The organism is Leisingera aquaemixtae (assembly GCF_006740765.1).
In the GTDB taxonomy this organism is placed as follows: domain Bacteria; phylum Pseudomonadota; class Alphaproteobacteria; order Rhodobacterales; family Rhodobacteraceae; genus Leisingera; species Leisingera aquaemixtae.
Map to the genome: position 1 here is coordinate 1,060,849 of NZ_CP041159.1, position 24,823 is coordinate 1,085,671.

The window sequence follows — 24,823 nt, forward strand, 5'->3', positions numbered from 1 at the left end:
GGCGGCTTGCGAGCGGCGCAAGGGTGGTTTATCACGCAGGCCTGACCTGAGATTGCCCGGATATTGCAAGGATACCCCATGCGCGCGGAAACCCAGAACATCGTGGCGGAGATCGAGAAGTCGCTGGAGCTGCTGGCCCAGCGATTGAATTGGGAAACCGCCGAATTCCGCCTGGAGGAATTCAATGCGCGGGTCGAGGATCCGAACCTGTGGGACGACCCGGAGGCGGCGCAGAAACTGATGCGCGAGCGCCAGGCGCTGGTGGATTCCATCAATACTTACAAGGGCATCAAGCAGGATCTGTCTGACAATATCGAGCTCATCGAGCTGGGCGAGATGGAAGAGGACGCCGAGGTCGTCAAGGACGCCGAGGAGTCGCTGAAGACGCTGAAGGACAAGGCTGCCGAGAAGGAACTGGAAGCGCTTCTCTATGGCGAGGCCGATGCCAACGACACCTTTCTGGAAATCAACGCGGGCGCCGGCGGCACCGAAAGCTGCGACTGGGCCTCGATGCTGGCGCGGATGTATGTCCGCTGGGCGGAGAAGAAGGGCTACAAGGTCGAGCTGCAGTCCGAAAGCGCGGGCGACGAGGCGGGCATCAAATCCGCCGCCTACAAGATTTCCGGCCACAACGCCTATGGCTGGCTGAAGTCCGAGAGCGGCGTGCACCGGCTGGTGCGGATCTCGCCCTATGACTCGGCGGCCAAGCGGCACACCTCCTTCAGCTCTGTCTGGGTCTATCCGGTGGTGGACGACAACATCGAGATCGAGGTGAACCCGGCCGACATCCGCGTCGACACCTACCGCTCCTCCGGCGCGGGCGGCCAGCACGTGAACACCACCGACTCGGCGGTGCGGATCACCCACATTCCGACCGGCATCGTGGTGACCTCGTCCGAGAAATCGCAGCACCAGAACCGCGACATCGCCATGAAGGCGCTGAAATCGCGCCTGTATCAGCAGGAGCTGGACCGCCGCCACGCCGAGATCAACGCCGCCCACGAGGCCAAGGGCGATGCCGGATGGGGCAACCAGATCCGCTCTTACGTGCTGCAGCCCTACCAGATGGTGAAAGACCTGCGCACCGGGCATGAGACCTCGGATACCAAGGGCGTTCTGGATGGTGATCTGGACGGCTTCATGGCTGCGACCCTGGCCATGAATGTTTCCGGCAAGAGCCGCTCCGAGGCTCAGGGCGAGGATTGATCCGCGCCGCCGGTCCTGCCCTGGCGGCAGCGGCACACTGCATCTGCTGAGTGAATTGCAAGCTCCGGCCGTATCAGCCGGAGCTTATTTCTTTGGCGCCGCTGCGGGCAAGCTATCGAAATCGCCACCTTGCCGATGGGGCCCGAACGCCCTTTGCTAAGACCTGCCAAGGCTGGTTTTCGTGGCTTGGGGGGAGTGTCATGGCACGGGTCAATCTGAATCTCCTGTTTGATGGTGAAACAGCCATTCCCCTGCTTGATGGCCTAAGCAGCGTTAAGTGGTTCGACCGCTTTTTGAACACCTACAACGTCTTTGAAAGCAATTCGGACAACAGGCTGGTGGCAGATGTCGGCCTCACCGGGCAGGACTGGACGGCCAAGATCGTCCGGTTCGGCGGCGCAGCGGAAAACAACCTGACCAGGATCACCGATCTGGACGGCGGAACCGGCCGCCGGATCGACTATCTGGAGCTGGGCTACAACTCCAGCGTGGTTCTGGACAGCACCCGGGCGCGGCAAATAAACGGGTGGGACGGAAAGAAGCATGAGGTCACGCTGGGAGAAAACCAGCAGGGCAGCACCTTTTCCATCCATCTGTTTGCCGAAGAAAACTTTGTCACCACCGGCAGCGCGTTTGTGTTCAACATCGAGACCGGCCTTGGCGGCAGCGACGCGGACAGGGCCAAGGGGGATGTGATCACCATTGGCAGCGGCGGCGCGGGCACCGTGCGCACCAGCGCCGGCGATGACAAGGTTGTGGTCCGCAAGGGGTTTGCGGAATTTGTCAGCACCTCCGGCGGTGAAGATATTGTGGTCATCGGCAACAGCGGTGCTGGCGTTGTTCGCACCGGCGGCGGCAACGACACTGTCCGCACCGGGAATGCGTTTGTCGAGCTGATCTCCACCGGCAATGGCAATGACACCGCAGAGGTCGGCGCCGGCGGTGCCGCTGTGGTCCGGCTGGGCAGCGGGCGGGATATCGTCAGGCTCTCGGAAACCGGTCCCGGTGCTGGGGTGCAGATCAGCGGCGGAGATGGCAGAGACACGGTTGATTTCTCGAAGATCTCAAGCGGGGTGGTGTTTTCGCTTAACCTGGACGGAGCGTGGCAGAACCCCGGCGCGCCAGGCGGCAGGCTGGGCGCGGAGGGCACCGGGTTTGTGCAGGCCACCTCGGTCGAGAACCTGACCGGCACCGCCAAGGGCGACCGGCTGAAGGGGGACGGCGGCGCGAATCTGCTTGCGGGGAAGGGCGGCAATGACCGCCTGGCCGGGCTGGCCGGGTCGGACAGGCTGAACGGCGGCGGCGGCAACGACCGGCTGGCCGGCGGCGGCGGCAACGACACCCTCAAGGGCGGCAGCGGCAATGACACGCTGACCGGCGGCAAGGGGGCTGACACCTTTGTCTTTAAATGCGGCGATGACCTGGTCCGGGACTTCGAAGAAGGCAGCGACATCCTGCAGATCAGCGGCCACAGCGGCGGCTTTGCCAGCCTCAGCATCACTGACAGTGCGGGCAGCCGCCTGATCACCCATGACGGCGGAACGGTCCGCCTGGACGGTGAGGCGGGGCTTGCTCTGAGCGCGGACGATTTTGTCTTCGTTTAATCGCACGCCGCCAGACATAAGCCTATAAGGACGGGCGTGACAGCCCGTCTTTTGTGTTCTGCAGGGGCCGCTGGCTGCTGTGCGGCGGGCCCCGCGCAAGTATTTGAAATATGTATCTGAAAAGTATTTTTTGATGCCGGGTTCGCGGCTAGGCTGGCGTAAACAGGCATTTGAGAGGACATACCGCGATGACCACAGAAAAGCCCTTTGGGGTGCCGCAGCTGCGGCCTGCTGCCATGCCCATGCTGTTCGAGGCACTGCGCCGCGGCTGGGCCGACTTCCGGGCCAAGCCGCTGTACGGGCTGTTCTTTGCGGGGTTTTATGTTCTGGCTGGCTGGGCCATGGCCTGGGTCACCGTGCAAACCGGCACCACCTACTGGCTGGTTCTGGCCGCCATCGGCTTTCCGCTGATTGGCCCGTTTGCCGCAGTGGGCCTGTACGAGGTGTCGCACCGGCTGGAACAGGGGCAGCCGATTGCCTTTGGCGGCATCCTTGGGGTGGTGCTGCAGCAAAGCCGCCGCCAGCTGCCTTCAATCTGCGCCATCATCATTGTGGTGTTTCTGTTCTGGTTTTTCCTCGGCCACATGATCTTTGCCCTGTTTATGGGGCATGCGACGATGACCAATGTTTCCAGCTCTGCCGAGGTGTTCCTGACCGCCAACGGGCTGACGATGCTGGCGGTGGGCACCGTGGTTGGCGCGCTGTTTGCGCTGCTGCTCTATATGATTACGGTGATTTCTCTGCCGCTGCTGCTGGACCGCGAAGTGGATTTCGTCACCGCGATGATCACCAGCTTCCAGTATGTGCAGCAGAACTTCCTGGTGATGATGGTCTGGGCCGGGCTGATTGCCGCCGCCACTTTCGCCGCGCTGCTGCCCTGGTTCCTGGGATTGTTCCTGGTGCTGCCGCTGCTGGGCCACGCCACCTGGCACATCTACCGCCAGGCCGCCGCGCAATAGCGTCAGCGGAAGGGCTGGCCGACGTGCAGCAGGCGGCGGTGGAAGGGCAGCAGGTCCGCTGCGTCGGCAAAGCCTGCACTGCGCGCTGCGGCCAGCACCTGTCCGGTATCGCGGCCCAGGTGTTCATAAACCATCCGGGTCACCCGCTCGCCGGTCTGGCCTTCGCGCACGGTGCGGGCCACGTAGCCGGACCAGAAATTGTTCTCCAGAGAGGCTTCGCGGGCCAGATAGTTGAAGGAATACGTCATTGCCCTGCGCCGCGCGATGACAAAGGCGACGCCGTCCTCGTGGCCGCTGACGTAGCCGCGGAATTCGCGCGCCGCCGGGGTGGCCGGCAGCCCCTGGCTGTACATCGCCTCCTTGGCTTCAAAGCCCTTGATGTAGGTCACGCCCGCGTCCCGGAAGACATAGGTCAGGCCGATCACGAATTTATCGTCATTGATGAAGCTGCGGCGGGTAAAGCGGTAAAACCCGGACGGGAAAAACTCCTGGCTCAGCTGCTGCACGCCCCGGCCCAGGAAATCCGCCAGAAATGCACCGTTTATCACCTGACCGGCTTTGGACAGTTTTTCCACCGGGTCCAGGAGAATACGCGCATCAACATCGAAAAAGCGGCAGATACGGTCCAGCACATCCGGGCGCGGAAAGCTTTCGCCGGACAGGTAGCGGTTGAATTGGGTGCGGTTGATGCCAAGCTGGCGAGACAGCTCGGAAACCGACGGGTATTGCCGCGACAATTGACGCAGATTGGCGCCGAACATGTTCCTCAAATCAGCTGGTGAGCGGTTCTGACTGGTCATCTTTGGCCCTGATGGTTCAAATTTTCGCGATGCAATTGCGGCGCTTGCAAACTGATTGTGCAAGACTTTTGCGGTGAGAAGCGAGCGGCCGCTGCCGTTCTGCGTCATGGCTGGTGCTATTCCACGTCAGAAGGCTAGTCAAGCCGACACAAAATGCAATAGCCCAGTGCGCATTTTACCATGTTGGCGTCACCCCAATTGTTTCAAAATTGGTGAGCGGCAATGCGAGGGCTGGTATGATTGGAGTCGTTTTGTGGCGGGATGAAACCCTGACTAAAGCCGTAATCTGGTGTGAAGATCAGGGGGATCTCGCTTTTTATACAAAAGAAGCTGGGGCGGAGTTTCCGGAATTCAATCCAGGCGATTGGGTTGAATTCGACCTTACCATCAGCGGAAATGTCAGGATTGCCGGAAACCTTTCGGTCCTGATCGAACAGGGCAGCCCGGATTTGGCAGACCGGCTGTCAGCAGAGGTCTGCGGGCGGGATTCCGGCGCAGAGGGCCAGACCCGCGGCACCGTGGTTCCTTTTCCGGTGCAATCCGCAAAAAAGCGGGGCGTTTCCGCACCGCTTCAGGCCACCCGGACCTGAGCGCCGGCCTGTTTCCAGGCCGGCAGCAAAATTAGTTTCCGCGCAGCAGCGCGGCGACTCCGGTGCGGGCAATCTCGGCCAGGCCAAGCGGCCGCATGAGTTCGGCAAAGGCATCGATCTTGTCCGGCGCGCCGGTGATTTCAAAAACGAAACTGTTCAGCGTGCTGTCGACAACATTGGCGCGGAAAATATCCGCCAGCCGCAGCGCTTCGACCCGCTTGTCGCCGTCGCCCGCCACTTTCAGGATCGCCAGTTCCCGTTCCACCGCGACGCCTTCGACCGTCAGGTCGTGCACATCGCGGACTGAAACGATGCGGCCCAGCTGCGCCTTGATCTGCTCAATCACCTGCGGGGTGCCGGTGGTGACGATGGTAATCCGCGACAGATGGCCGGTGTGGTCCACTTCGGCCACGGTCAGGCTTTCAATGTTGTAGCCGCGGCCCGAAAACAGGCCGATGACACGGGCAAGAACCCCGGGTTCGTTTTCCACCAGCACCGCAATGGTGTGGCGTTCCTGCACGTCCGAAAACGTCGGGCGCAGGTTGTAGGCGGAATGGCGGGTGGAGCCTTTTTTGATATGCAGGGCAGACATTCGTGGTCTTCCTCTCGTATGTCGCTGCCAGGAAATTCGAATTTCCTGGCAAATTTCTTTGAAGAAATTTGCGGCGCTGCCGCGGTTACACCAGCACTGCGCCGCCGGCCTGGATGACGCCTTGGGTCTCGGCTTCGCCCAGCAGCATCTCGTTATGCGCCTTGCCCGAGGGGATCATCGGGAAGCAGTTCTCGTGCTTCTCGACCAGGCAGTCGAAGATCACCGGCCCGTCGTAGTCGATCATTTCCATGATCGCATCATCCAGTTCGGCGGGATCGCTGACGCAGATGCCCTTGCAGCCGAAGGCCTCGGCGAGCTTCACGAAATCGGGCAGCGCCTCGGACCAGCTGTGGCTGTAGCGCTCGCCGTGCAGCAGTTCCTGCCACTGGCGCACCATGCCCAGGCGCTCGTTGTTCAGGATGAACTGTTTCACTGGCAGGCGGAACTGCACCGCGGTGCCCATCTCCTGCATGTTCATCAGCCACGATGCCTCGCCCGCGACGTTGATCACCAGCGCGTCGGGATGCGCCATCTGCGCGCCGATCGAGGCCGGGAAGCCATAGCCCATGGTGCCGAGGCCGCCGGAAGTCATCCAGCGGTTCGGGTCCTCAAAGCCCAGGTACTGGGCCGCCCACATCTGGTGCTGGCCGACCTCGGTGGTGACATAGCGGTCGCGGCCCTTGGTCAGCGCCTCAAGGCGCTGCAGAGCGTATTGCGGCTTGATGGTCTTTTCCGAGTTCTTGAACGACAGGCAGTTCACCGCGCGCCATTCGTCGATCTGCTTTTGCCATTTGGCCAGCGCCTCGCGGTTCACCTTGCGGCCGCGCGATTTCCAGACCTTCAGGATGTCCTCCAGCACATGAGCGACGTCGCCGACAATCGGGATATCGACCCGGATCACCTTGTTGATCGAGGAGGGGTCGATGTCGATATGCGCCTTCTTCGACTTGGGGCTGAAGGCGTCGATGCGGCCGGTGATCCGGTCATCGAACCGGGCGCCGATGTTGATCATCAGGTCGCAGCCGTGCATCGCCATGTTGGCCTCATACAGCCCGTGCATGCCCAGCATGCCCAGCCAGTTCTTGCCGGACGCAGGGTAGGCGCCCAGGCCCATCAGGGTCGAGGTGATCGGAATGCCAGTGCCGTCAACCAGCTCGCGCAGCAGCTGGCTGGCGGCGGTGCCGGAGTTGATGACACCGCCGCCGGTATAGAACACCGGGCGCTTGGCCTTTTCGATGGCCTCGACCAGCTCGGTGATCTCCGCCATGTCGCCCTTCACTTGCGGCTGGTAGTGCGACGCCGAAGGTTTCGGGCCCTGATACCTGCCATTGGCGAATTGAACGTCCTTGGGAATGTCGACCAGAACCGGGCCGGGGCGGCCGGACTTGGCGACGTGGAAGGCCTCATGCAGGGTCCTTGCCAGCGCATCGGTGTCCTTGACCAGCCAGTTGTGCTTGGTGCAAGGGCGGGTGATGCCCACGGTGTCGGCCTCCTGGAAGGCGTCGGAGCCGATCATGAAGGTCGGCACCTGGCCGGTCAGCACCACGATCGGGATCGAGTCCAAAAGCGCGTCGGTCAGGCCGGTGACCGCATTGGTGGCACCGGGGCCGGAGGTCACCAGAACAACGCCGGGTTTGCCGGTGGAGCGGGCATAGCCCTCTGCCGCGTGGACCGCGCCCTGTTCGTGACGGACCAGAACGTGGCGGATGTCATTTTGCAGAAAGATCTCGTCATAGATCGGCAGCACGGCGCCGCCAGGGTATCCGAAGACTACGTCCACCCCCTGATCCTTCAGGGCCTGAACAACCATTTTCGCGCCGGTCATCTCACGTGTCATCTGCTTTTTGCTCCAATTGGCGGCATCGTCATTACGCATAAAAAAAGCCCCCGATTTCAAGTCGGAGGCGCATGGGTTCGATTATGGTCAACCGTCACCGGCCCATGCGCATGGTTCCTACGATTACGACTAGGGTGGTCACGTCCACAGGCTCCTCATTGCGTTGCAGCGGACATTATGGGCGCCGGACAGGGGCGTCAACCGGCAAACGTGTCAAAAAGGACGCTCCCGGAGACATTTTCTTGCTTGCGCCCCGGGGTGCGGCGAAATTTCCGCGAAAGCGGCGGCCCGCTGAGGCGGGAAATCGTTCAAATCCGGCACGCCCGTGTCCCGTTTGTGCCAGATCGGTGCTCCCGCAGCAGGCAAGCTCAGCCTCAGCAAAGGATAGAAGGGAAGGAAGCGGACATGGTTCAACTCTCCGATCTGGTGGATCTCGGACGCTATCCCATCGACCGGCCCGGCTCCAGCGCCTGCGCCCGGCTGATTGCGGATCTGCAGCGCGATCTTGCAGCGGACGGCTGTGCGGTGCTGCCCGGGTTCGTGCATCAGGACGGCGTTGCCAGGCTGGTGGCGGAGGCCGACGCGGTGGCAGGCCAGGGGTACAGGTCCTTCAGCCGCACCAATCCCTATTTCTCCCAGGACGACAGCACCCTGCCGGAAACCCATCCGGTGCGGCAGTTTTTCGGCCGCTCCAACGCCTTTGTCCCTGCGGACAACTTTGGCCCGGACAGCCCGCTGCGCGCGATCTACGAACACCCCGGCTTCATGCCTTTTGTCCGCGAAGCGCTGGGAGAGCCGGAGGACCGGTTCTTCCGCTATGACGATCCGCTGGCCGATGTGATCATCAACATGGTCGAGGCGGGGCAGGGCTTCCCCTGGCATTTCGATACCAACAATTACACCGTGACGCTGGCGATCCAGAACGGCGAGAGCGGCGGCGCGTTCGAATACGTGCCAATGCTGCGCACCCCGGCGGATGAGAATTTCGATGGCGTTGCGCGGGTGCTGGCGGGCGGCTCGCCGCTGGTGCGCAGGCTGGTGCTGCGGCCCGGCGACCTGCAGATCTTCCGGGGCCGCTATTCGCTGCACCGGGTGGCCCCGGTCGAGGGGGCGCGCAGGCGCTATGTCGGGATCTTCTCCTTTGTCGAGCAGGAGGGCATGTGCGGCGGGGTGGAGCGCACCCGGCAGCTTTATGGCAGGGTCCTGCCGCGCCATTACGAGCGTGAGGGGCTGCGTGCCGACGCGCTGCGGGATTGACCGGGCCTGCGTCAGGGGGCTGGACCTGCCGCGCGGGATCGGGATACTCGTGTGCAGTATTCCGCAGGAAGCCGCCGGTGCCCAAAGTCATTATCCATCTGCGCAAAAAGCATATTGAGAGCGACCTTTCACGCGGCTTCCTGCAGCTTTTCGGCGTGATTCAGAAAATGCTGGCGGCAGAGGGGATCGGCTGTGACATCCGCGCCTTGGACGCCGGCATCACCAGCCGCACGCGGCAGGTTCCCGGGGATCGCTTCGAGGACGGCAATCTGCACATTCTGGATGACCGCAGCGTGCAGATGCCGAATGTGCTGAATGCGGCCTTGGCGTATCTGGATGGCTTCTGGCATCTGGACCCGGAGGGAACCCGCGGGTTCAGCTCCATCGCGGCCCGGGACTTCCGGGAGGATATGATCCCTTACCAGTACGCCAAGCAGTTCTACGGGCGGCTGCAACGGACGTGGAAGGACGCCCGCCGGACCCGCTACAGCGCGCCAAGGGAGCGGGAGGATATTCCGCAGGGGTGCATTTCGGTATTTTTCCAGGGATCTTACCCGGTCCGGACCGGGGCAACAGAATTTACCGATATCGCGATGCTGCAGGATGTGCTGCAGGGGGCGGGAAGCAAGACCGTGCTGGTCAAGCCGCATCCCTTGCTGGCGAGCATCGCAACCATGGCGGAGCTGGCAGAGATCGCGGCCGGGGACAGCCGGGTGGTGATCAGTGGCGCCAACATCCACGATATTCTCGCCGCCAGCTGCGTGACGGTTTCGGTCAACTCGACGGCGGCGATGGAAGGGTTTCTGCACCGCACGCCCGCCATTCTCTATGGCACGTCCGACTTTCACCACATGGCGGAAACCGTCACCGGGCCGGGGCAGTTCGCCGGGGCGCTGCAACGGGCGCTGGCGCGTCAGGGCGGCTATGCGCAGTTCCTGACCTGGTATTTCCGCAAGAATTGCCTGGAAATCGGCGCGCCGGACGTGGAGCAGCGGATCTGGGAGATCTTTGGCCGCGCAGGCTTCCCGCGGGCGCGCTTCACGGCCGAACGGCCACCGGACCAGCAGGCGGGGCGCTAGGGCGGCAGGTCTTCGCTCTGGCGCTATTCCGGACCTTGGCGGCCCGCGCTGTTTCTGGCAGCCTGTCCGGCAAAAGCCCTGCCGCATAAGGCAGGCGGCAATCAGCGGAACGGGCAGATAACATGAATATCACACGGCGTCATTTCGGGTTTGGTCTTGCAGCGTTTGGGCTTGCGGCCTGCAGCAGCACGGTGCCGGCTGGGGGCAGCTCCCGCAGCACCGGCCTGCCGGCGGATCTGCGGCCGGTGCCCAATGCCGGATATGACCGGTGGGTGGCGGCCTTCCGGTCCCGGGCCGAGGCCAGCGGAATTTCCCCGGCCACTCTGCGCGAGGCGTTCCGCGGGGCGGGGTATCTGCCGGGGGTCATCAAGCGCGACCGCAACCAGACCGAGTTCAAGCGCTCACTGGAGGATTACCTGTCCATCGCCGTCTCGGACGAGCGGCTGGCCAAGGGCCGCGCCGCCTTTGCCCGCCACGGCGCCACCCTGCAGGCGCTGGAGCGGGCCTATGGCGTCGATGCGGAAATCATCTGCGCCATCTGGGGGCTGGAAAGCTTCTTTGGCGAGCGCCGCGGTGACGTGCCGGTGATTTCCGCCACCTCGACGCTGGCCTATGACGGACGGCGCGGGGCGTTCTTTGAAAAGCAGCTGCTGGCGGCGCTGAAGATCCTGCAGAGCGGTGACATCACCCCCGCCCGGATGACCGGCAGCTGGGCCGGCGCCATGGGGCACACCCAGTTCATTCCGACCTCCTACCAGGCCTTTGCGGTGGATTTCACCGGCGACGGGCGGCGCGATATCTGGTCGGAGGACCCGAGCGACGCGCTGGCGTCCACCGCCGCGTATCTGCAAAGAAACGGCTGGACCCGCGGGCTGAAATGGGGCGGCGAGGCCGGGGCGCCCGGCACCCCCGCAGGCCGCATCCTCCAGCCGCAGGCGGGCGGGCCGAAGTTTGCCGTCACCAGCAATTTCAACGCCATCAAGCGCTACAACAACTCCGATGCCTACGCGATCGGGGTGGGCCACCTGGCCGACCGCATCGCCGGAGGCGGCCCGCTGCGTGCGGGCTTCCCGCCGGACACATACGGTCTGACCAAGGGTGACCGCATCCAGCTACAGAAACGCCTGACGGCCAAAGGCTTCGATACCGGCGGTGCTGACGGCGTGCTGGGTCCGAAAAGCCGCGCTGCGATCAGCGGCTACCAGTCCAGCCGCGGCCTGCCGGCAACGGGCGATCCGTCCCAGGCGCTGCTGGCCAGTCTGAACTAGGAGCAGGGAGGATCAGAACGCGGCGCCGGTGCCCTGCAGCACCCCATGCTCCAGCGCATAGCGGGTGAGGCCGGCAGTGGAGGATATGCCCAGCTTGCGCTTGATATTCTTGCGGTGGGTTTCGACGGTTCTGACAGAGATATCCAGCGCTTGGGCGACTTCCTTGTTGGACTTGCCCTGCGCCAGCTCCAGCAGGATGGTCTGCTCGCGCCCGGTCAGCGCCTCGCGGGCGCCGTTATCCTTGGGCTTCAGGGAGCCGGCCGCACCGGTGCAGAGATAGGTCTGCCCCTCCATTACCGCGTCGATGGCCTGCTTGATCTCATCGGTCGGGACATCCTTCAGCACATAGCCCATCGCGCCGTGGCTCAGCGCGGTGGAGATATATTCGGCGCTGTCATGCATTGACAGGATCAGGATGCGGGTGCCGGGGTGCTGTTCCAGAATGATCTCGGTGGCGCTGAGGCCGCCGAGCTTGGGCATGTTCAGGTCCATCAGCACCACGTCAGGCGCCAGCCTGCCCATCTGGTTCACCGCATCGCGGCCATCGGTCAGCGAGCCGACCACCTGAATGTCGTCATAGCTCTCAAGGATCGACTGGATGCCTTCGGCCACCATCGGGTGGTCATCCACGATCAGAACCTTTACCGGATCAGCCATCATTCCCCCAATGCAGCATTCCATTGCCCGGGAGCCTCGCACCTTGCCGCATCCTCCCCGGTCACGGCAGCTGTGCAGGCGTTCCCTCCTCGCCCGGCGGCAGCAAATGGCTGAGAGGCAGGCTTGCCTCGATCACCGTGCCGCTTTGGGTGCCCCGTGATGACAGAATGCGCAAGGTGCCGTCAAGCTGCTCAATCCGCTCCTGCATGTTGCGCAACCCGATCCCGGGGCCGGTGCGGGCATCCCTGGGCGGCAGGCCGCGGCCATTGTCGGTGATCCGCATGGTGGCGCCCTTGGTATGGCCGCGCAGATCGATGCTGACCTTGGTGGCCTCCGCATGGCGTTCGATGTTGGTCAGCGCCTCCTGGGCGATGCGGTAGAGCGCAATCTTGGAATCCTGATCCAGCCGGTTGCGGAACACCACGGTGGAGAACGCCGTCTCGATCCCTGTGCGGGCCGCGAAATCATCGGTCAGCGCCTTCAGCGCCGGGCCCAGCCCGAGGTCGTCCAGCACGCCCGGGCGCAGGTCGCGGCTGATCCGGCGCACTTCGGTGATCGCGGTCAGCAGGCTTTCGGTGCCTTTCTCCAGGGGCGCCGCCGCGCCCTCGCCATCGCCGCGGGTCAGGCGGCGGCGGGTGTTGTCCAGCGCGTAGCGCACCCCGACCAGCAGCTGGCTGATCCCGTCATGCAGCTCCCGCGCCACCCGGCCGCGCTCCTCCTCCTGGGCGTCGAACACGCGCTGGGTCAGCTCCTTCAGCTTGGCATCCGCCAGCCGCCGCTCGCGGATGTTCAGGAACATGCCGGAGGCAAAGACCAGCCCCAGCGAAATCAGCGTGATCGCCCCGATGTAAAAGAAGGTGCGCCGCACCCGCGCCTCCACCTCCGCCCTTGAGGCGGCGACGGTGGCCAGCACATCGTCGATGAACACGCCGGTGCCGATCGCCCATTGCCAGTCCTGCAGCCCCAGCACATAGGCGATCATCTGCGCCTCCTCGCCGGTGGAGGGCTTTTCCCAGGTGAAGCTGTGCCAGCCAGCCCCGTCGCGCGCCAGGCGGATGAACTCATCCACCACCGGCACGTCGGCGCTGTCGGTCAGTCCCGCCCAGTTGCGGTTGATGAACTCGGTCTGCCGCGGGCTGACCAGATTGGTGCCGTCGTAGTCGTAGACAAAGAAGAACCCGTCCTTGCCGTAGATCATCGCGCTGAGGATCTGCGCCACCTGTTCCTTGGCCTCTGCATCATCGGGTGCTGCCAGGCCATAGATATGGGCAAAGCCGTTGCGGGCCTGGGTCACGTAGTTGCGCAGCTCCGCCTTCTTGGCGGCCAGCAGCTGCATCTCCAGCGCCTGGATCTCGCGCTCTGCCAGGGCGCGCGACTGATAGCCCACCAGAACCGCAATCGCCGTGCCTGCCACGATCAGCGGCAAGGTCATCAAAAGCGACAGTTTCTGCGCGTAGGTCGGGCGCAAAAGGGTTTGGAACAGACGCATCAATGGGGTCCCGGAATTGGTCAAAAACTTGTACCGAATCATTGCCCGGCCGCCCAGAGGAATCAAAGGCACGCGACACATTTGCGCCCCAGGCGTGTGCCAACATTCAGCGATTCGCGCCAAAAATGCGCCAACTGACCCGGTGCAGCCGCGAAAAACGTGCCGTTCTACGCAGTACTAGGTATTCACATAAAATTCGCCGCCGCTAGGCTGGCCGCACTCGAACCGATCCGCCCGGGGGGACCTTCCGGGCAATCCGAATGATAATGGGAGGAATACTTTATGGATCGCCGTTCTTTTTTGAAGACGTCCGCACTGGGCGGCTCCGCCGCAGCAGCCAGCACCCTGGCCGCGCCGGCATATGCCCAGGGCAAGCGCACCCTGACCATGGTTACCACCTGGGGCCGCGGTCTGGCCGGTGTGCATGATTCTGCACAATATGTTGCCGACTCCATCACGGCCATGTCCGGTGGCGACCTGACCGTTGACGTCAAAGCCGCAGGCGAGCTGGTTGGCGCGTTCGAAGTGTTCGACGCCGTGACCGCAGGCCAGGCCGACATGTACCACGCTGCCGACTATTATTTCGTCAGCCAGCACCCGGGCTATGCGTATTTCACCGCGGTGCCCTTTGGCATGACCCCGCAGGAACTGACCAACTGGTACTACCACGGCGAAGGCATGGCGCTGCATGATGAGCTGGGCCAGATCTTTGGCCTGAAGTCCTTCATCGGCGGCAACACCGGCCCGCAGTCCGGCGGCTGGTTCAACAAGGAAATCTCTGGCCCCGAAGACTTCAACGGCCTGAAGTTCCGGATGCCGGGCCTGGGCGGCAAGGCGCTGGGCAAGCTGGGCGCCTCGGTGCAGAACATTCCGGGTTCCGAAGTGTATCAGGCGCTGTCCTCCGGCGCCATCGACGGCACCGAGTGGAGCGGCCCCTGGGCGGACGAGAAGGCTGGTTTCCAGGAAATCACCAAGACCTACTACACCGCGGGCTTCCACGAGCCGGGCGCGGCGCTGTCGGTTGCCACCAACCGCGAAGTGTTCGAAAGCCTGTCGCCGGCCCATCAGAAGATCATCGAGATGGCATCGGCCGCCGGCCACCAGTGGAGCCTGGCGCAGTTCATGAACAACAACGGTGCAGCGCTGCAGCGCCTGCAGTCCGGCGGCGTCAAGACCCTGGAATTCCCGGACAGCGTCTGGGACGCCTTCGGCAAGGCCACCAAGGAAACCCTGGACGAGTTCATGGGCGACGAGCTGTTCGCGAAAATCCGCGGCAGCGTCGAGTCCTCGATGAAAGCCTCCTCCGGCTGGATCACCAAATCCGAAGGCGCCTACCGCGTTCAGCGCGACCGCGTCCTGGCCTGATCCGCCTGACCGTCATTAACCGGATCCCCCGCCGCAGGCGGGGGGTCCATATGCAGTTGCCCGTAGCGCGGGACGGCCGGCCAGCAGCGCCGTGTGCCCAGCCCTCAGCCGCAACTTCGCAGCAATCTTCCCGGGGGAAACATGCAGGAAGAGAGTGGCATCACCTTCTTTGGCGCAATCTGGGGCGGACTTGTCTGGCTGATCCAGAACATCGCCGGCGCCTTTTATAATCTCGGCTACGCCGTCACCCATCCGCAGCTTTGGCTCGACTGGTCCGACAAGGCTTCGATCATGCGCTTCGTCTACTATGGCGGCTCGGTCGAATTCTTCTTTGTCGTGTTCACCACCTTCCTGGTGCTGACCGCCATCGGCCTCTATTTCCGCAGCTTCATGTGGGCCATGGTCCGCGGGCTGGAGGGGATGGCCAACACCATTGGCCGCTTCTTTGCCTGGGCGGGGCTTCTGATGGTGGTGCAGCAGATCATCATCGTCTTCCTGCAGCGCGTGTTCGCGCGGCCCGACATCAGCTTCGGCTTTGGCATCCCGTTCAGCCAGGACATCAGCTGGTTTGCCGAGGAATTGAAGTTTTACAATGCCTTGGTGGTCTGCCTTTGCGTGACTTACACCTTTGTGCAGGGCGGCCATGTGCGGGTGGACCTGATCTATTCCGGCATCAGCTTCCGCGCCAAAAAGGTGGTGGACATGGTCGGCTCGCTGATCTTCATGATGCCCGCCGCGGTGCTGACGTGGATGTACGGCTGGTTCTTCCTGTGGCGGCACCTGATCGTGCCGAACCCCTCGGCTTCGGACACGCTGGAGCGGCTGGTGATGAAATCCCGCGCCCTGCGCTGGAACGTGGAAACCATCGGCTTCAGCCCCAACGGGTTCAACGCCTATTTCCTGTTCAAGATCCTGCTGATCGCCTTCGCGGGCCTCGTGTTCCTGCACGCCATCGCCTTCTTCTACCGCTCCTTCCTGGAGTTCGTCGAAGGCCAGGGCAGCGAAAACAAATACCTCGACAAGGACAGCCTTGGAGAGGGTGAAGAAGCCTACGAAGGCACGCATTAAGGGACGTCGGAAACATGCTATTTGGACTTGATGGCGTCGAGATCGGCCTGCTCATCGTATTTTTCTGCCTCTTCGGGGGCATCCTCTCCGGCTTTCCGGTGGCCTTTGCCATCGGCGGCGCCGGGATCATCTCCTTCGGGATCATCGCCGCGCTGGACAGCGCGGGCATCCTGATCCACCAGGCCATCGACACCTCGTCGCAGGCCTACCGCGACCTGGTGAACTCGGGCGTCCGGCCGGACAAGGTCTCGGTCTTCCGGTACCCGGATTTGCCAAGGATGGCGGAACCGGTGTTCGTCCAGGGCTGGGAAGTGGCGCTGGACCGCAACGTCTCCTTCATCGTCAACCGGATGAACGAGCGGGTTCTGGCGGGCGCGTCGATTGAAACCCTGCTGGCGGTGCTGATGTTCGTTCTGATGGGCATCACCCTGGAACGCTCGAAGATCGCCAACGACCTGCTGACCACCATGGCGCGCGTCTTCGGCCCGCTGCCCGGCGGCCTGGCGGTGTCGATCGTGGTTGTGGGCGCGTTCCTTGCGGCCTCCACCGGCATCGTCGGCGCGACCGTGGTGACCATGGGCCTGCTGGCGCTGCCCACCATGCTGCGCAACAACTACTCGCCGGAGCTGGCAACCGGCGTGATCGCCGCCTCCGGCACCCTGGGCCAGATCATTCCGCCGTCCATCGTGATCGTTCTTTTGGGCACCCTGGCGGGCGACCTCTATTCCACCGCGCAGGAAACCCGCGCGATGGAGGCGGGCTGCTCTGACGCGCTGACGTATCTGGGCGAGCCGGCGGTGGTGTCGGTCGGCACCTTGTTCCAGGCGGCGCTGCTGCCGGGCATCTTGCTGGCGATCCTCTATGCCACCTATGCCTTTGGCTATGCGCTGCTGAACCCGCACAAGGCGCCCGCGGTCGCCATCGAAGGCGGCACCGGCGAGGTGATCACCCGCAACGAAGGCCTGACCTGGTTCCTGGCGGTTCCGGCCGCGCTGATCGGCGGCGCAATCCTGCTGTCGAGCTTTAACGTGATCGGCAGCCAGAACATCACCGTCTCGACCTTCTCGGATGCTGGTGAAACCGCCTCGCTGCGCACCACTGTCGGGCCGCAGTGCAAGGAGGCCATGATCGAGCTGCACGGGCAGGACGCCTGGGATGCCGCCGTGGCGGAGCAGGAAGCCATCGACGCGGCTGGCGGCGTGGCTCTGTCTGCGAAGCTCAGCGAAGAGCAAATCGCCGCTGCCCGCGAAGCCAAGATCGCCGCTGCGGCGCCGATTGGCACCGGCATCAGCGTGATCATGATCGTGCTGGGCCTGGTGCTGGCGTTCGGCCGCGGCGTGGCGCCTTCGCGTGATGCCAAGCCGCTGATCCTGGGCGCAATCGGGGTTCTGCTGATTGCGCTGGTGGATCTGGTGGCGATTGCGCCGACCACCTCGGCGGGCGTGACCGTTCTGTGGATTGCGCTGCCGCTGCTGCTGGCGCTGTGGGGCTGCCGCGAGGCCGCCGCGCGCTGCGCGGGCAACGATCTGATCCGGGTGGTGTTCCCGCCGCTGGTGCTGATCGTCGCGGTGCTGGGCTCGATCCTGGGCGGCATCACCAACCCGACGCCGGCCGCGGCGCTGGGGGCAGGCGGCGCCATCATGCTGGCGGCCTACCGCAAGCTGAAGGATGAAGGCCGCTCCGGCAGCATCATCATCTGGTCCACCTTTGCGGTGATGCTGTGCATCCTGGTCGGCATGAACTTCGACCTGCGGGTGAACCAGGGCGGCGTCAGCGTCGAAAGCTGGATTGCCTTCCTCGTGGCCTACGCCGCCTATCTCTATGCGCTGTTCGGGCTGCTCTATGGCTGCTGGGTTCTGTTCCGCTCCGGCGTGCTGACCCCGGTGGTGCGGGAAACCGCCAAGGTGACCTCGATGGTCTTCACCATCCTGATCGGCTCGCAGCTGCTCAATCTGGTGGTGATCTCCTTCGGCGGCGAGCACTACATCCAGCAGTTCCTGAAGAGCTTCGACAACGAGATGACGGTCTTCCTGATCGTGATGCTGGTGCTGTTCTTCCTGGGCTTCGTTCTGGACTTCCTGGAGATCATCTACATCGTGATCCCGATTGTGGGGCCGGTGATCTATGGCGGGTCGTTCGATCCGAAATGGGTGACCATCATGGTGGCGGTGAACCTGCAGACCTCGTTCCTGACACCGCCTTTCGGCTTTGCGCTGTTCTACCTGCGCGGGGTGGCGCCGAAGGAGGTGACGACGGCCCATATTTACCGCGGGATCGTGCCGTTTGTGCTGATCCAGGTGGTGGGGATCGCCATCCTGTGGGCCTTCCCGTCGATCGTGACCATCGTGCCGGCGCTGATCCCGAACTGATCCGGCGGCAGTGTATGTAAACGGAAAAGGGGCCCCAAGCGGGCCCCTTTGCTTTTTTTACCGGGGGAGGGGCGCTGCCCCTCTGCGCGCGCGGCGCGCATTCACCCCGGGATATTTTCAGCCAGATGAACAGGGGATCCTTGCGCAGACGGTCCGGCCCGCGGGCCGGCTCAGGCGAACTGGATCAGGTCCCAGCGGTTCCCGAAGGGGTCGCGCCAGACCGCTACGGTGCCATAAGGCTCATGCCGGGGGTCCTCTTCGAAGGTCACGCCTTGAACGCGCATCGCGGCGTGGTCGCGGCCAAAGTTGTCCGTGGCCAGGAACAGCCCGACGCGGCCGCCGAACTGGTTGCCGATGGCGGCTTGCTGCTCCGGGCCTTCGGCGCGGGCCAGCACCAGGCTGCCCTGCGCAGCGCCCGGCGGCAGGATCCGCACCCAGCGCTTGGCTCCCTGATCAATATCCTCGGCCAGCTGCCAGCCAAGCTGGCCGCAGTAAAAGGCGATGGCGGCGTCATAATCCGGCACCACCAGCGAGACGGCGTGGAGATGCTGCATCAGCGGCTGCGGTGGATGGGCTGTTCTGGCAGCTGGATATTGGCGACCTGTTCGGCAATCGGATCGGTCGACAGCGGATGGCTGGCGGCCGCGAACTCAGACGGGTTGGTCATTTTCGTCCAGCTGCTTTGGTGATAGATCTCAAGGCCGGAGAACTTGGCCTTGTATCCCATTTTCTGGCTGCCGGGGACCCAATAGCCCAGATAGACGTAGGGCAGGCCGGCCTCCCGCGCGATCTGGATATGATCCAGGATCATGAAGGTGCCGAGCGAATTCTTCGGCTGGTCCGGCGCATAGAACGAGTAGACCATGCTGAGGCCGTCTTCCAGCACATCCGTAAGCGATACCGCGGTCAGCCGGTTGCTGCCCGCCTCGGCATACTCCACCACCCGGCTGCGCACCGGGGTTTCCTCGATCATTGCGGCGTATTCGAACACGTCCATGTCGGCCATGCCGCCATCCGCGTGGCGGCTGTCCAGATAGCTGCGGAACAGGGCAAACTGGTCTTCGGTCGCCCAGGGCGACGTCGCCCGCCGCTCCAGATGGGCGTTGCGTTTCAGGGTGCGTTTCTGGCTGCGGGTGGGGGAGAAGGCCGCCACGTCGATCCGGGCCGACAGACAGGCCGAGCATTCCGAGCAGGAGGGCCGGTACAGCACGTTCTGCGAGCGCCGGAAGCCCTGCTGGCTGAGACTGTTGTTGAGCTGCTCCACCCCGTCGCCCTGCAGTGCGGTGAACAGCTTCCGTTCCATCCGGCCGTCCAGATAGGGGCAGGGCTGCGGCGCTGTCACGTAAAACTGCGGTGCAATGGGAAGGGTATGGCGCATCGGAACTCTTCAGCGGTTTCGCGGGAAAAACGGAACAAGCGGCAGCTACTTCGGGTGATGATAGCAACGCGGTTCCGGTGCGCCAAGTAGCGTTGTGGAAAATGGTTTAACGGTCGCTTGTGGTTTTCATTCAAACCCGCCGGTTCAGCATGACGGTGCCGAGGAAATGGTCGGTGAGGCCCTGGCCGCGCGGCGAGGTCAGCATCAGGATGATCGAGATCACCTGCAGCACCGGGAAGCCCAGGGACAGCGAATAGCCCGCGGTGTGCAGCGCTGCCATGCCGCTGTCGAGCCGCTGGCCCGCACTGTCGCGCAGCTCAATCCCGGCAAAGCGCATCCCCCAGGTGGCGGAGCCGTTGGCAATGGTCACCGTCCGGTAGGCAAAGCCCACCGCCAGATACAGAAGCGGCCAGACCAGGAGCCCGGTGAAGGCGGTCAGCAGCACTGCGCCGGCGCTGAGCGTAAAGATCAGGATGCTGTCGATGACCCAGGCGATCAGCCGCTTGGCGGGTACAGACGCATAGAATTCTGCCTGGTAGTCGGGATCGGGCAGGGCGGTCATGTATGGGATCCTTTGCTAAAGGAAGAGACAGGAAGCGGAAGCCCCGCCCGGACGGGGGCGGGGCAGCCGGAGGAGGGGCAGGGCTTAGCGGCGCTTGGGTTCGCTGCTGGTTTCGTCCTCGTCCTCCGCGTCATCGCCGTGATCGGCGGTGCGGGCGCGGTCATCCATGAACTGGTCGAACTCGGCCTTGTCCTTGGCGTCGCGCAGGCGCTCCAGGAAGGCTTCGAAGTCATGCTGCTCCTGCTCCAGGCGGCGCAGCGTGTCGGCCTTGTAGGCATCAAAGGCGCTGTTGCCCGAAGGTTTCATCGCCGAGAAGCCGTGGCGCGCCCAGGTTTTGCTTTTGTGGCTGCAGGAGAATTTGCTGAACATGCGTTTGCTCCAGATCATGTAGAAGAGAAGGGCCAGACCCACCGGCCAGAAGAACACAAAGCCAAGCACCATGACGGCAATCCAGGCGCCTTTGCCCTTGCTGTCCAGCCAGGCTTCGCTGCGGGAAAACCAGCCCTGCACCGGTGTGTGGGGGGCGGTTGGGGTGAAACTCGTCATCGGGGTCCTCCAGGTTGCGGGTGTATGTAAATCCCTTTCACATTACTGCATATCGGAAGCCGCAGCGGGGGTTTCAAGCCCGTATGTGAATCTTTTTCACATGGTCTCCGCCATGCGCGGCATTTCGGCCATTGACGCGGCGGTGCCGCAGGAACAGTGTCGGGAGCATGACGACCGCCCTGCAGATCACCCGCATTCCCCGCCCCTTTGACCCTGAGCTTGGCGCCGAGGCGCGCGGGCTGGTGCCTTCCCTGTCCGGCGATCTGGCCGGTCTGGTGGCCGGGGCCTGCGGCTCAAGCCCCTATCTCAAGGAACTTACCGCGCGGGAGGCGGACTGGCTGCCGGAGGCGCTGCAGGACCCCGGCGCGGCGCTGGAAGCCGTTCTGGCGGACTGCCGCGCGCTGGAGGGCGCGCAGCTGAAGCCCGGCCTGCGCCAGGCCAAGCGACGGCTGGCGCTGCTGACCGCGCTGTGCGACCTCAGCGGCGGCTGGAGCCTGGAGCAGGTGACCGGCGCGCTGACCGATTTCGGGGCGCTGTGCGCAGATGTGGCCATCAAGGCGGAAATCGCCAATCTGATCCGCCGCAAGAAACTGCCGGGGCTGACGGAGGATGACATCGCAACCGCGGGCGGCCTCTCCATTCTGGCGATGGGCAAGATGGGCGCGCATGAACTGAACTACAGTTCCGACATCGACCTGATCTGCCTGTTCGACGAGACCCGGTTCGACCCGGATGATTTCTATGAGGCGCGCCAGGGCATGGTGCGCGCGACCAAGAACATGTGCGCAGCGCTCAGCGACCGCACCGGCGACGGCTATGTGTTCCGTACCGACCTGCGGCTGCGCCCGGACCCGGCGGTGACACCCGTCTGCCTGGCGATGGAGGCGGCGGAGCGCTATTACGAAAGCCTCGGCCGCACCTGGGAGCGCGCCGCCTATATCAAGGCCCGCCCCTGTGCCGGCGACATCGCCGCAGGGGAGCGGTTCCTGAACACGTTGCGGCCCTTTGTCTGGCGGCGGCACCTGGATTTTGCCGCCATTCAGGACGCCCATGACATCCGCTTGCGCATCCGGGAAAGCAAGGGCACCGGCGGCGCGCTGAGTGTGCCAGGGCACGATATGAAACTGGGCCGCGGCGGCATCCGTGAAATCGAGTTCTTCACCCAGACCCGGCAGCTGATCGCGGGCGGGCGCGATGAATCCCTGCGCCTGCGCGGCACCGTCGAGGGGCTGGCGGCGCTGGCGGACAAGGGCTGGGTGCCGCAGGACGCGGCAGAGCAGCTGGCCGCCCATTACCGCGCCCACCGCGAGGTCGAGCACCGGATCCAGATGGTGCATGACGCCCAGACCCACCGGATGCCGAAATCCGAAGACGGCATCGCACGCATCGCCTGCCTGATGGACCGCGACCCGGAACCGCTGATGGCGGACATCAGGGAGCGCCTGGAACAGGTGCACGCGCTGACCGAAGGGTTCTTCTCTGGGGGCGCCGCGCCGCGGCCTGCCGCGCTGCCCGAGGAGACGGCAGAGCTTGACGGCGCCGTCATCGCCCGCTGGCCGACCTACCCGGCGCTGCGCTCCGCCCGCGGCGCGCAGATCTTCGAACGGCTCAAGCCGGAGCTGCTGGCCCGCGTTGCCAGAACCGCCAAGCCGGGCGAAACCCTGCTGGCGCTCGATGGCTTCCTGGCCGGGCTGCCTGCCGGGGTGCAGCTGTTTTCGCTGTTCGGCGCCAATCCGCAGCTCATTGACCTGCTGGTCGACATCGCCGGCACCTCCCGCGAGCTGGCCGGTTTTCTGTCGCGCAATTCCGCCGTGTTCGACGCGGTGATCGGCGGGTCCTTCTTTGACCCTTGGCCCGGGGCGGACCGGCTGAAGGCGGACCTGGCCCGCCGCCTGGCCCTGGAAGACGATTACGAATCCCGTCTCGACACCACCCGCCGCTGGTGCAAGGAATGGCACTTCCGCATCGGGGTGCACCATTTGCGCGGGCTGACCGACGGCCAGCAGGCCGGGGCGCAATACGCCGAACTGGCCGAGGTTGTGATCGCCGGGATCACCCCGGAGGTGGTGTTTCATTTCGCCCGCAAGCACGGCCCCGCCCCGGGCCGCGGCGCGGCGGTGCTGGCGATGGGCTCTCTTGGGGCCGGTCAGATCCATGCGCAATCCGATCTCGACATCATCGTGATCTACGACCCTGGCACGGCGGAGATGTCGGAGGGCAAGCGCCCGCTGGCCACGCGGCCCTATTACGCCCGTCTTACCCAGGCCTTTGTAACCGCGCTGTCGGCGCCGATGTCGCAGGGCCGCCTCTATGAGGTCGACATGCGGCTGCGCCCCTCCGGCACCCAGGGTCCGGTGGCGGTCAGCCTGGCGGGCTTCACCCTCTACCAGCAGAACGAGGCCTGGGTGTGGGAGCATCTGGCGCTGACCCGCGCCCGGGTGGTCGCCGGGGAGGACAGCCTTGCCGCAGAGATCGAGGACTTCCGCGCGGGCCTCCTGGAGCAGCCGCGGGAGCGCGGCAAGGTGCTGCAGGAGGTGGCGCAGATGCGCGCGCGCCTGGCTGCCGCCAAGACGCCGGCAGGGGTCTGGGACGCCAAGAACGGGCCCGGGCGGATGATGGATGTGGAGCTGATTTCGCAGGCGGGCGCGCTGACCTCCGGTTCCGGCGCGCGCGATGTGGCTGCAGGCCTGGCGGGGGCTGTCGCTGCCGGATGGCTGAATGACGCGGATGCGGAATACCTCGGCGCCAGTTACCGGCTATTCTGGTCAGTGCAATGCGCGGCGCGGCTGCTCTCCGGCAAGGCCATCGAGGCCGATGCCATCGGCGAGGGCGGGGCGCAGTTCCTCTGCCGCACCACCGGCTATGCCCGGCTGGACGCGCTGGAGCAGGAACTGCAGGCCCGCTACAGCGGCTGCGCTGCGATCATAGCGGACGCCGTGCAAGGGGAAGGAACGGATGAAGGGCAGCAGTGAACACGACCCGCGCGGTCTGATCTATGAATCCTACCGGATCGACGGCATCACCGGCGCGCAATGCCGCAGCATCTTCTTTGACTGGGCGCTGGGTATGGACGCCGCCCGTGACAGCCGCGCCGATATTCAGGCGCTGCTGGAGCTATACGGCAAGGACCAGCCGGACCACCCGATGACGGCGGTGCTGCGCGATGGCCTGCAGGGCACGGAAAAGCCGCGCCGCCGCGGCGGCTGGCGCTCGCGCGCGCGCTAAGGACCCCAAGACCATCAGCGGATGCGCTTCCTGCGGATTGGCGCCGCAGGCGGCGGCGCTGCGGCGTTTTGCGCGCCAGGCCTTGAATATACCCCTAACTAGGGGTATATTGGCGCCATGACACAGGATAACCGTAACCGGGAAAACCAGACTCTTGTGCTGGCGCTGCTGCGCAGCCACCAGCGGTTCATGCGCGCGATGGGTCCGGTGTTCCGGTCGGCAGGCCTGACCGCGCCGCAATGGGACGTTCTGGAAACGCTCGGCACCAAAGGAGCGCTGTCGGTCAACCAGCTGATGCAGCTCACGCTTTCGACCTCGGGCAATCTGGATGTTGTGGTTAAGAACCTGATCCAGGCTGGCCTCGCCGAAAAGACGGTCGATGAAAAGGACAGGCGGGCGCGGGTGCTGCGCCTGACGGAAGCCGGACGCGCCAAGGTGGCGGAGTTCATGCCGGTGCACAACCAGGCGCTGGAGCAGGTTTTTTCGGGCATCAGCCGGCAAGAGCAGCGCCAGACCATTACGGCACTCAACCAGCTGCGCAGAAAACTGCCGCAGCCGCGGAAAGACGGAACATGACCAGCAAGACCTTCCTCACCGTGCATGGTGCGGTCTATATCTTCTTCGCCCTCGCGCTATTCCTCGCACCGCAACTCCTCTGGCCGCAGTACGGGCTGCAAGTGAATGACCGCTATGCGGTGTTCCTGTCGCAGCACAATTCGATCTTTCTGGGCGGCATCGGGGTCATCAGCTTCCTGTTCCGCACGGCGGAACCAGGCAGCGATGCCGCCCGCACCATCCTGACAGGCCTGCTGTGGACCAATGTTCTGGGCGCCGCCGTCACACTGTACGCCTGCGTTGCGGGTCTCTTCACCGGCTTCGGCTGGTCCGACCCGGCCTTCTTTGCGCTGCTTGCGGGTCTATGCGCTGCGCAGCTCCGCAAAAACGGCTGAAATCCTCTCGCCTTTCCACAGG

The 24,823-nt window shown here is 64.2% G+C and carries 23 protein-coding genes; 14 read left to right on the forward strand and 9 right to left on the reverse strand.

The genetic code is table 11. The features are described from left to right. Positions 1 to 78 precede the first annotated feature (78 nt). From prfB to R2C4_RS06845, 3 genes are all read left to right on the forward strand, one after another. A complete protein-coding gene (gene prfB / locus R2C4_RS06835) occupies positions 79 to 1,206 on the forward strand; it encodes a peptide chain release factor 2 (RefSeq protein WP_141890081.1) in 1,128 nt (375 codons plus the stop codon). Between the two features lie 200 nt (positions 1,207 to 1,406). Continuing rightward, entirely contained in the window at positions 1,407 to 2,810 is a 1,404-nt protein-coding gene (locus R2C4_RS06840) for a calcium-binding protein (RefSeq protein ID WP_141890082.1), read from the forward strand. 188 nt (positions 2,811 to 2,998) lie between these two features. Next, on the forward strand, positions 2,999 to 3,769 hold the full coding sequence (locus R2C4_RS06845; RefSeq protein WP_027243685.1) for a DUF2189 domain-containing protein: 771 nt from the start codon (positions 2,999 to 3,001) through the stop codon (positions 3,767 to 3,769). 2 nt (positions 3,770 to 3,771) lie between these two features. On the opposite strand, the gene R2C4_RS06850 is transcribed toward R2C4_RS06845, so the two are convergent. Next, entirely contained in the window at positions 3,772 to 4,569 is a 798-nt protein-coding gene (locus R2C4_RS06850) for a helix-turn-helix domain-containing protein (RefSeq protein ID WP_208764529.1), read from the reverse strand. Positions 4,570 to 4,805: 236 nt separating this feature from the next. Between R2C4_RS06850 and R2C4_RS06855 the strand changes: the two genes are divergently transcribed. Next, positions 4,806 to 5,159, forward strand: coding sequence for a hypothetical protein (locus R2C4_RS06855; RefSeq protein WP_244940792.1), 354 nt, complete (start codon positions 4,806 to 4,808; stop codon positions 5,157 to 5,159). Between the two features lie 31 nt (positions 5,160 to 5,190). Here R2C4_RS06855 and ilvN read toward each other — a convergent pair whose 3' ends face one another. Both ilvN and R2C4_RS06865 read right to left on the reverse strand, forming a co-directional pair. Then, a complete protein-coding gene (gene ilvN, locus R2C4_RS06860) occupies positions 5,191 to 5,751 on the reverse strand; it encodes an acetolactate synthase small subunit (RefSeq protein ID WP_058288014.1) in 561 nt (186 codons plus the stop codon). Positions 5,752 to 5,836: 85 nt separating this feature from the next. Next, positions 5,837 to 7,588 (reverse strand): acetolactate synthase 3 large subunit, encoded by a 1,752-nt coding sequence (locus R2C4_RS06865; RefSeq protein ID WP_141892056.1) that lies wholly within the window; start codon positions 7,586 to 7,588, stop codon positions 5,837 to 5,839. A 405-nt stretch (positions 7,589 to 7,993) separates the two neighbouring features. On the opposite strand from R2C4_RS06865, the gene R2C4_RS06870 reads away from it, so the two are divergent. The 3 genes from R2C4_RS06870 to R2C4_RS06880 all read left to right on the forward strand — a co-directional run bounded on the left by R2C4_RS06870 (position 7,994) and on the right by R2C4_RS06880 (position 11,192). After that, positions 7,994 to 8,845, forward strand: coding sequence for a HalD/BesD family halogenase (locus R2C4_RS06870; RefSeq protein WP_141890083.1), 852 nt, complete (start codon positions 7,994 to 7,996; stop codon positions 8,843 to 8,845). A gap of 77 nt (positions 8,846 to 8,922) precedes the next feature. Further along, positions 8,923 to 9,924: a capsular polysaccharide export protein, LipB/KpsS family gene (locus R2C4_RS06875; protein WP_141890084.1), complete on the forward strand. Its 1,002-nt coding sequence runs from the start codon at positions 8,923 to 8,925 to the stop codon at positions 9,922 to 9,924. A gap of 122 nt (positions 9,925 to 10,046) precedes the next feature. Next, positions 10,047 to 11,192, forward strand: coding sequence for a lytic murein transglycosylase (locus R2C4_RS06880; RefSeq protein ID WP_141890085.1), 1,146 nt, complete (start codon positions 10,047 to 10,049; stop codon positions 11,190 to 11,192). A gap of 12 nt (positions 11,193 to 11,204) precedes the next feature. Here R2C4_RS06880 and R2C4_RS06885 read toward each other — a convergent pair whose 3' ends face one another. Both R2C4_RS06885 and R2C4_RS06890 read right to left on the reverse strand, forming a co-directional pair. Next, a complete protein-coding gene (locus R2C4_RS06885; RefSeq protein WP_008553820.1) occupies positions 11,205 to 11,849 on the reverse strand; it encodes a response regulator transcription factor in 645 nt (214 codons plus the stop codon). Between the two features lie 61 nt (positions 11,850 to 11,910). Next, positions 11,911 to 13,338, reverse strand: coding sequence for a cache domain-containing protein (locus R2C4_RS06890; protein WP_141890086.1), 1,428 nt, complete (start codon positions 13,336 to 13,338; stop codon positions 11,911 to 11,913). 282 nt (positions 13,339 to 13,620) lie between these two features. Between R2C4_RS06890 and R2C4_RS06895 the strand changes: the two genes are divergently transcribed. From R2C4_RS06895 to R2C4_RS06905, 3 genes are all read left to right on the forward strand, one after another. After that, on the forward strand, positions 13,621 to 14,703 hold the full coding sequence (locus R2C4_RS06895; RefSeq protein ID WP_141890087.1) for a TRAP transporter substrate-binding protein: 1,083 nt from the start codon (positions 13,621 to 13,623) through the stop codon (positions 14,701 to 14,703). Positions 14,704 to 14,844: 141 nt separating this feature from the next. Next, the gene (locus tag R2C4_RS06900) at positions 14,845 to 15,771 is read left to right on the forward strand and encodes a TRAP transporter small permease subunit (RefSeq protein WP_141890088.1); all 927 of its coding nucleotides are present in this window, start codon (positions 14,845 to 14,847) and stop codon (positions 15,769 to 15,771) included. 14 nt (positions 15,772 to 15,785) lie between these two features. Then, positions 15,786 to 18,140: a TRAP transporter large permease gene (locus R2C4_RS06905; RefSeq protein ID WP_058288021.1), complete on the forward strand. Its 2,355-nt coding sequence runs from the start codon at positions 15,786 to 15,788 to the stop codon at positions 18,138 to 18,140. A 170-nt stretch (positions 18,141 to 18,310) separates the two neighbouring features. Here the strand turns inward: R2C4_RS06905 and R2C4_RS06910 are convergent, their stop codons facing one another. From R2C4_RS06910 to R2C4_RS06925, 4 genes are all read right to left on the reverse strand, one after another. Further along, positions 18,311 to 18,694 (reverse strand): VOC family protein, encoded by a 384-nt coding sequence (locus R2C4_RS06910; protein ID WP_141890089.1) that lies wholly within the window; start codon positions 18,692 to 18,694, stop codon positions 18,311 to 18,313. Next, positions 18,694 to 19,518: an arginyltransferase gene (locus R2C4_RS06915; protein ID WP_058288023.1), complete on the reverse strand. Its 825-nt coding sequence runs from the start codon at positions 19,516 to 19,518 to the stop codon at positions 18,694 to 18,696. The genes R2C4_RS06910 and R2C4_RS06915 overlap by 1 nt, the downstream gene beginning before the upstream one ends. Positions 19,519 to 19,648: 130 nt before the next feature. Then, on the reverse strand, positions 19,649 to 20,080 hold the full coding sequence (locus tag R2C4_RS06920; protein WP_008553980.1) for an RDD family protein: 432 nt from the start codon (positions 20,078 to 20,080) through the stop codon (positions 19,649 to 19,651). Between the two features lie 84 nt (positions 20,081 to 20,164). Further along, the gene (locus tag R2C4_RS06925) at positions 20,165 to 20,626 is read right to left on the reverse strand and encodes a DUF2852 domain-containing protein (RefSeq protein WP_141890090.1); all 462 of its coding nucleotides are present in this window, start codon (positions 20,624 to 20,626) and stop codon (positions 20,165 to 20,167) included. Positions 20,627 to 20,793: 167 nt separating this feature from the next. Here R2C4_RS06925 and R2C4_RS06930 point away from each other — a divergent pair, with 167 nt between their 5' ends. The 4 genes from R2C4_RS06930 to R2C4_RS06945 all read left to right on the forward strand — a co-directional run bounded on the left by R2C4_RS06930 (position 20,794) and on the right by R2C4_RS06945 (position 24,801). Continuing rightward, a complete protein-coding gene (locus tag R2C4_RS06930; protein ID WP_141890091.1) occupies positions 20,794 to 23,598 on the forward strand; it encodes a [protein-PII] uridylyltransferase family protein in 2,805 nt (934 codons plus the stop codon). Then, entirely contained in the window at positions 23,582 to 23,851 is a 270-nt protein-coding gene (locus R2C4_RS06935) for a hypothetical protein (protein WP_141890092.1), read from the forward strand. The genes R2C4_RS06930 and R2C4_RS06935 overlap by 17 nt, the downstream gene beginning before the upstream one ends. A gap of 117 nt (positions 23,852 to 23,968) precedes the next feature. After that, positions 23,969 to 24,427, forward strand: coding sequence for a MarR family winged helix-turn-helix transcriptional regulator (locus tag R2C4_RS06940; protein ID WP_141890093.1), 459 nt, complete (start codon positions 23,969 to 23,971; stop codon positions 24,425 to 24,427). Further along, positions 24,424 to 24,801 carry a hypothetical protein gene (locus R2C4_RS06945; protein ID WP_141890094.1) on the forward strand — a complete coding sequence of 126 codons (378 nt, stop codon included), beginning with the start codon at positions 24,424 to 24,426 and terminating at the stop codon, positions 24,799 to 24,801. Before R2C4_RS06940 ends, R2C4_RS06945 begins: the two co-directional genes overlap by 4 nt. Positions 24,802 to 24,823 lie beyond the last annotated feature (22 nt).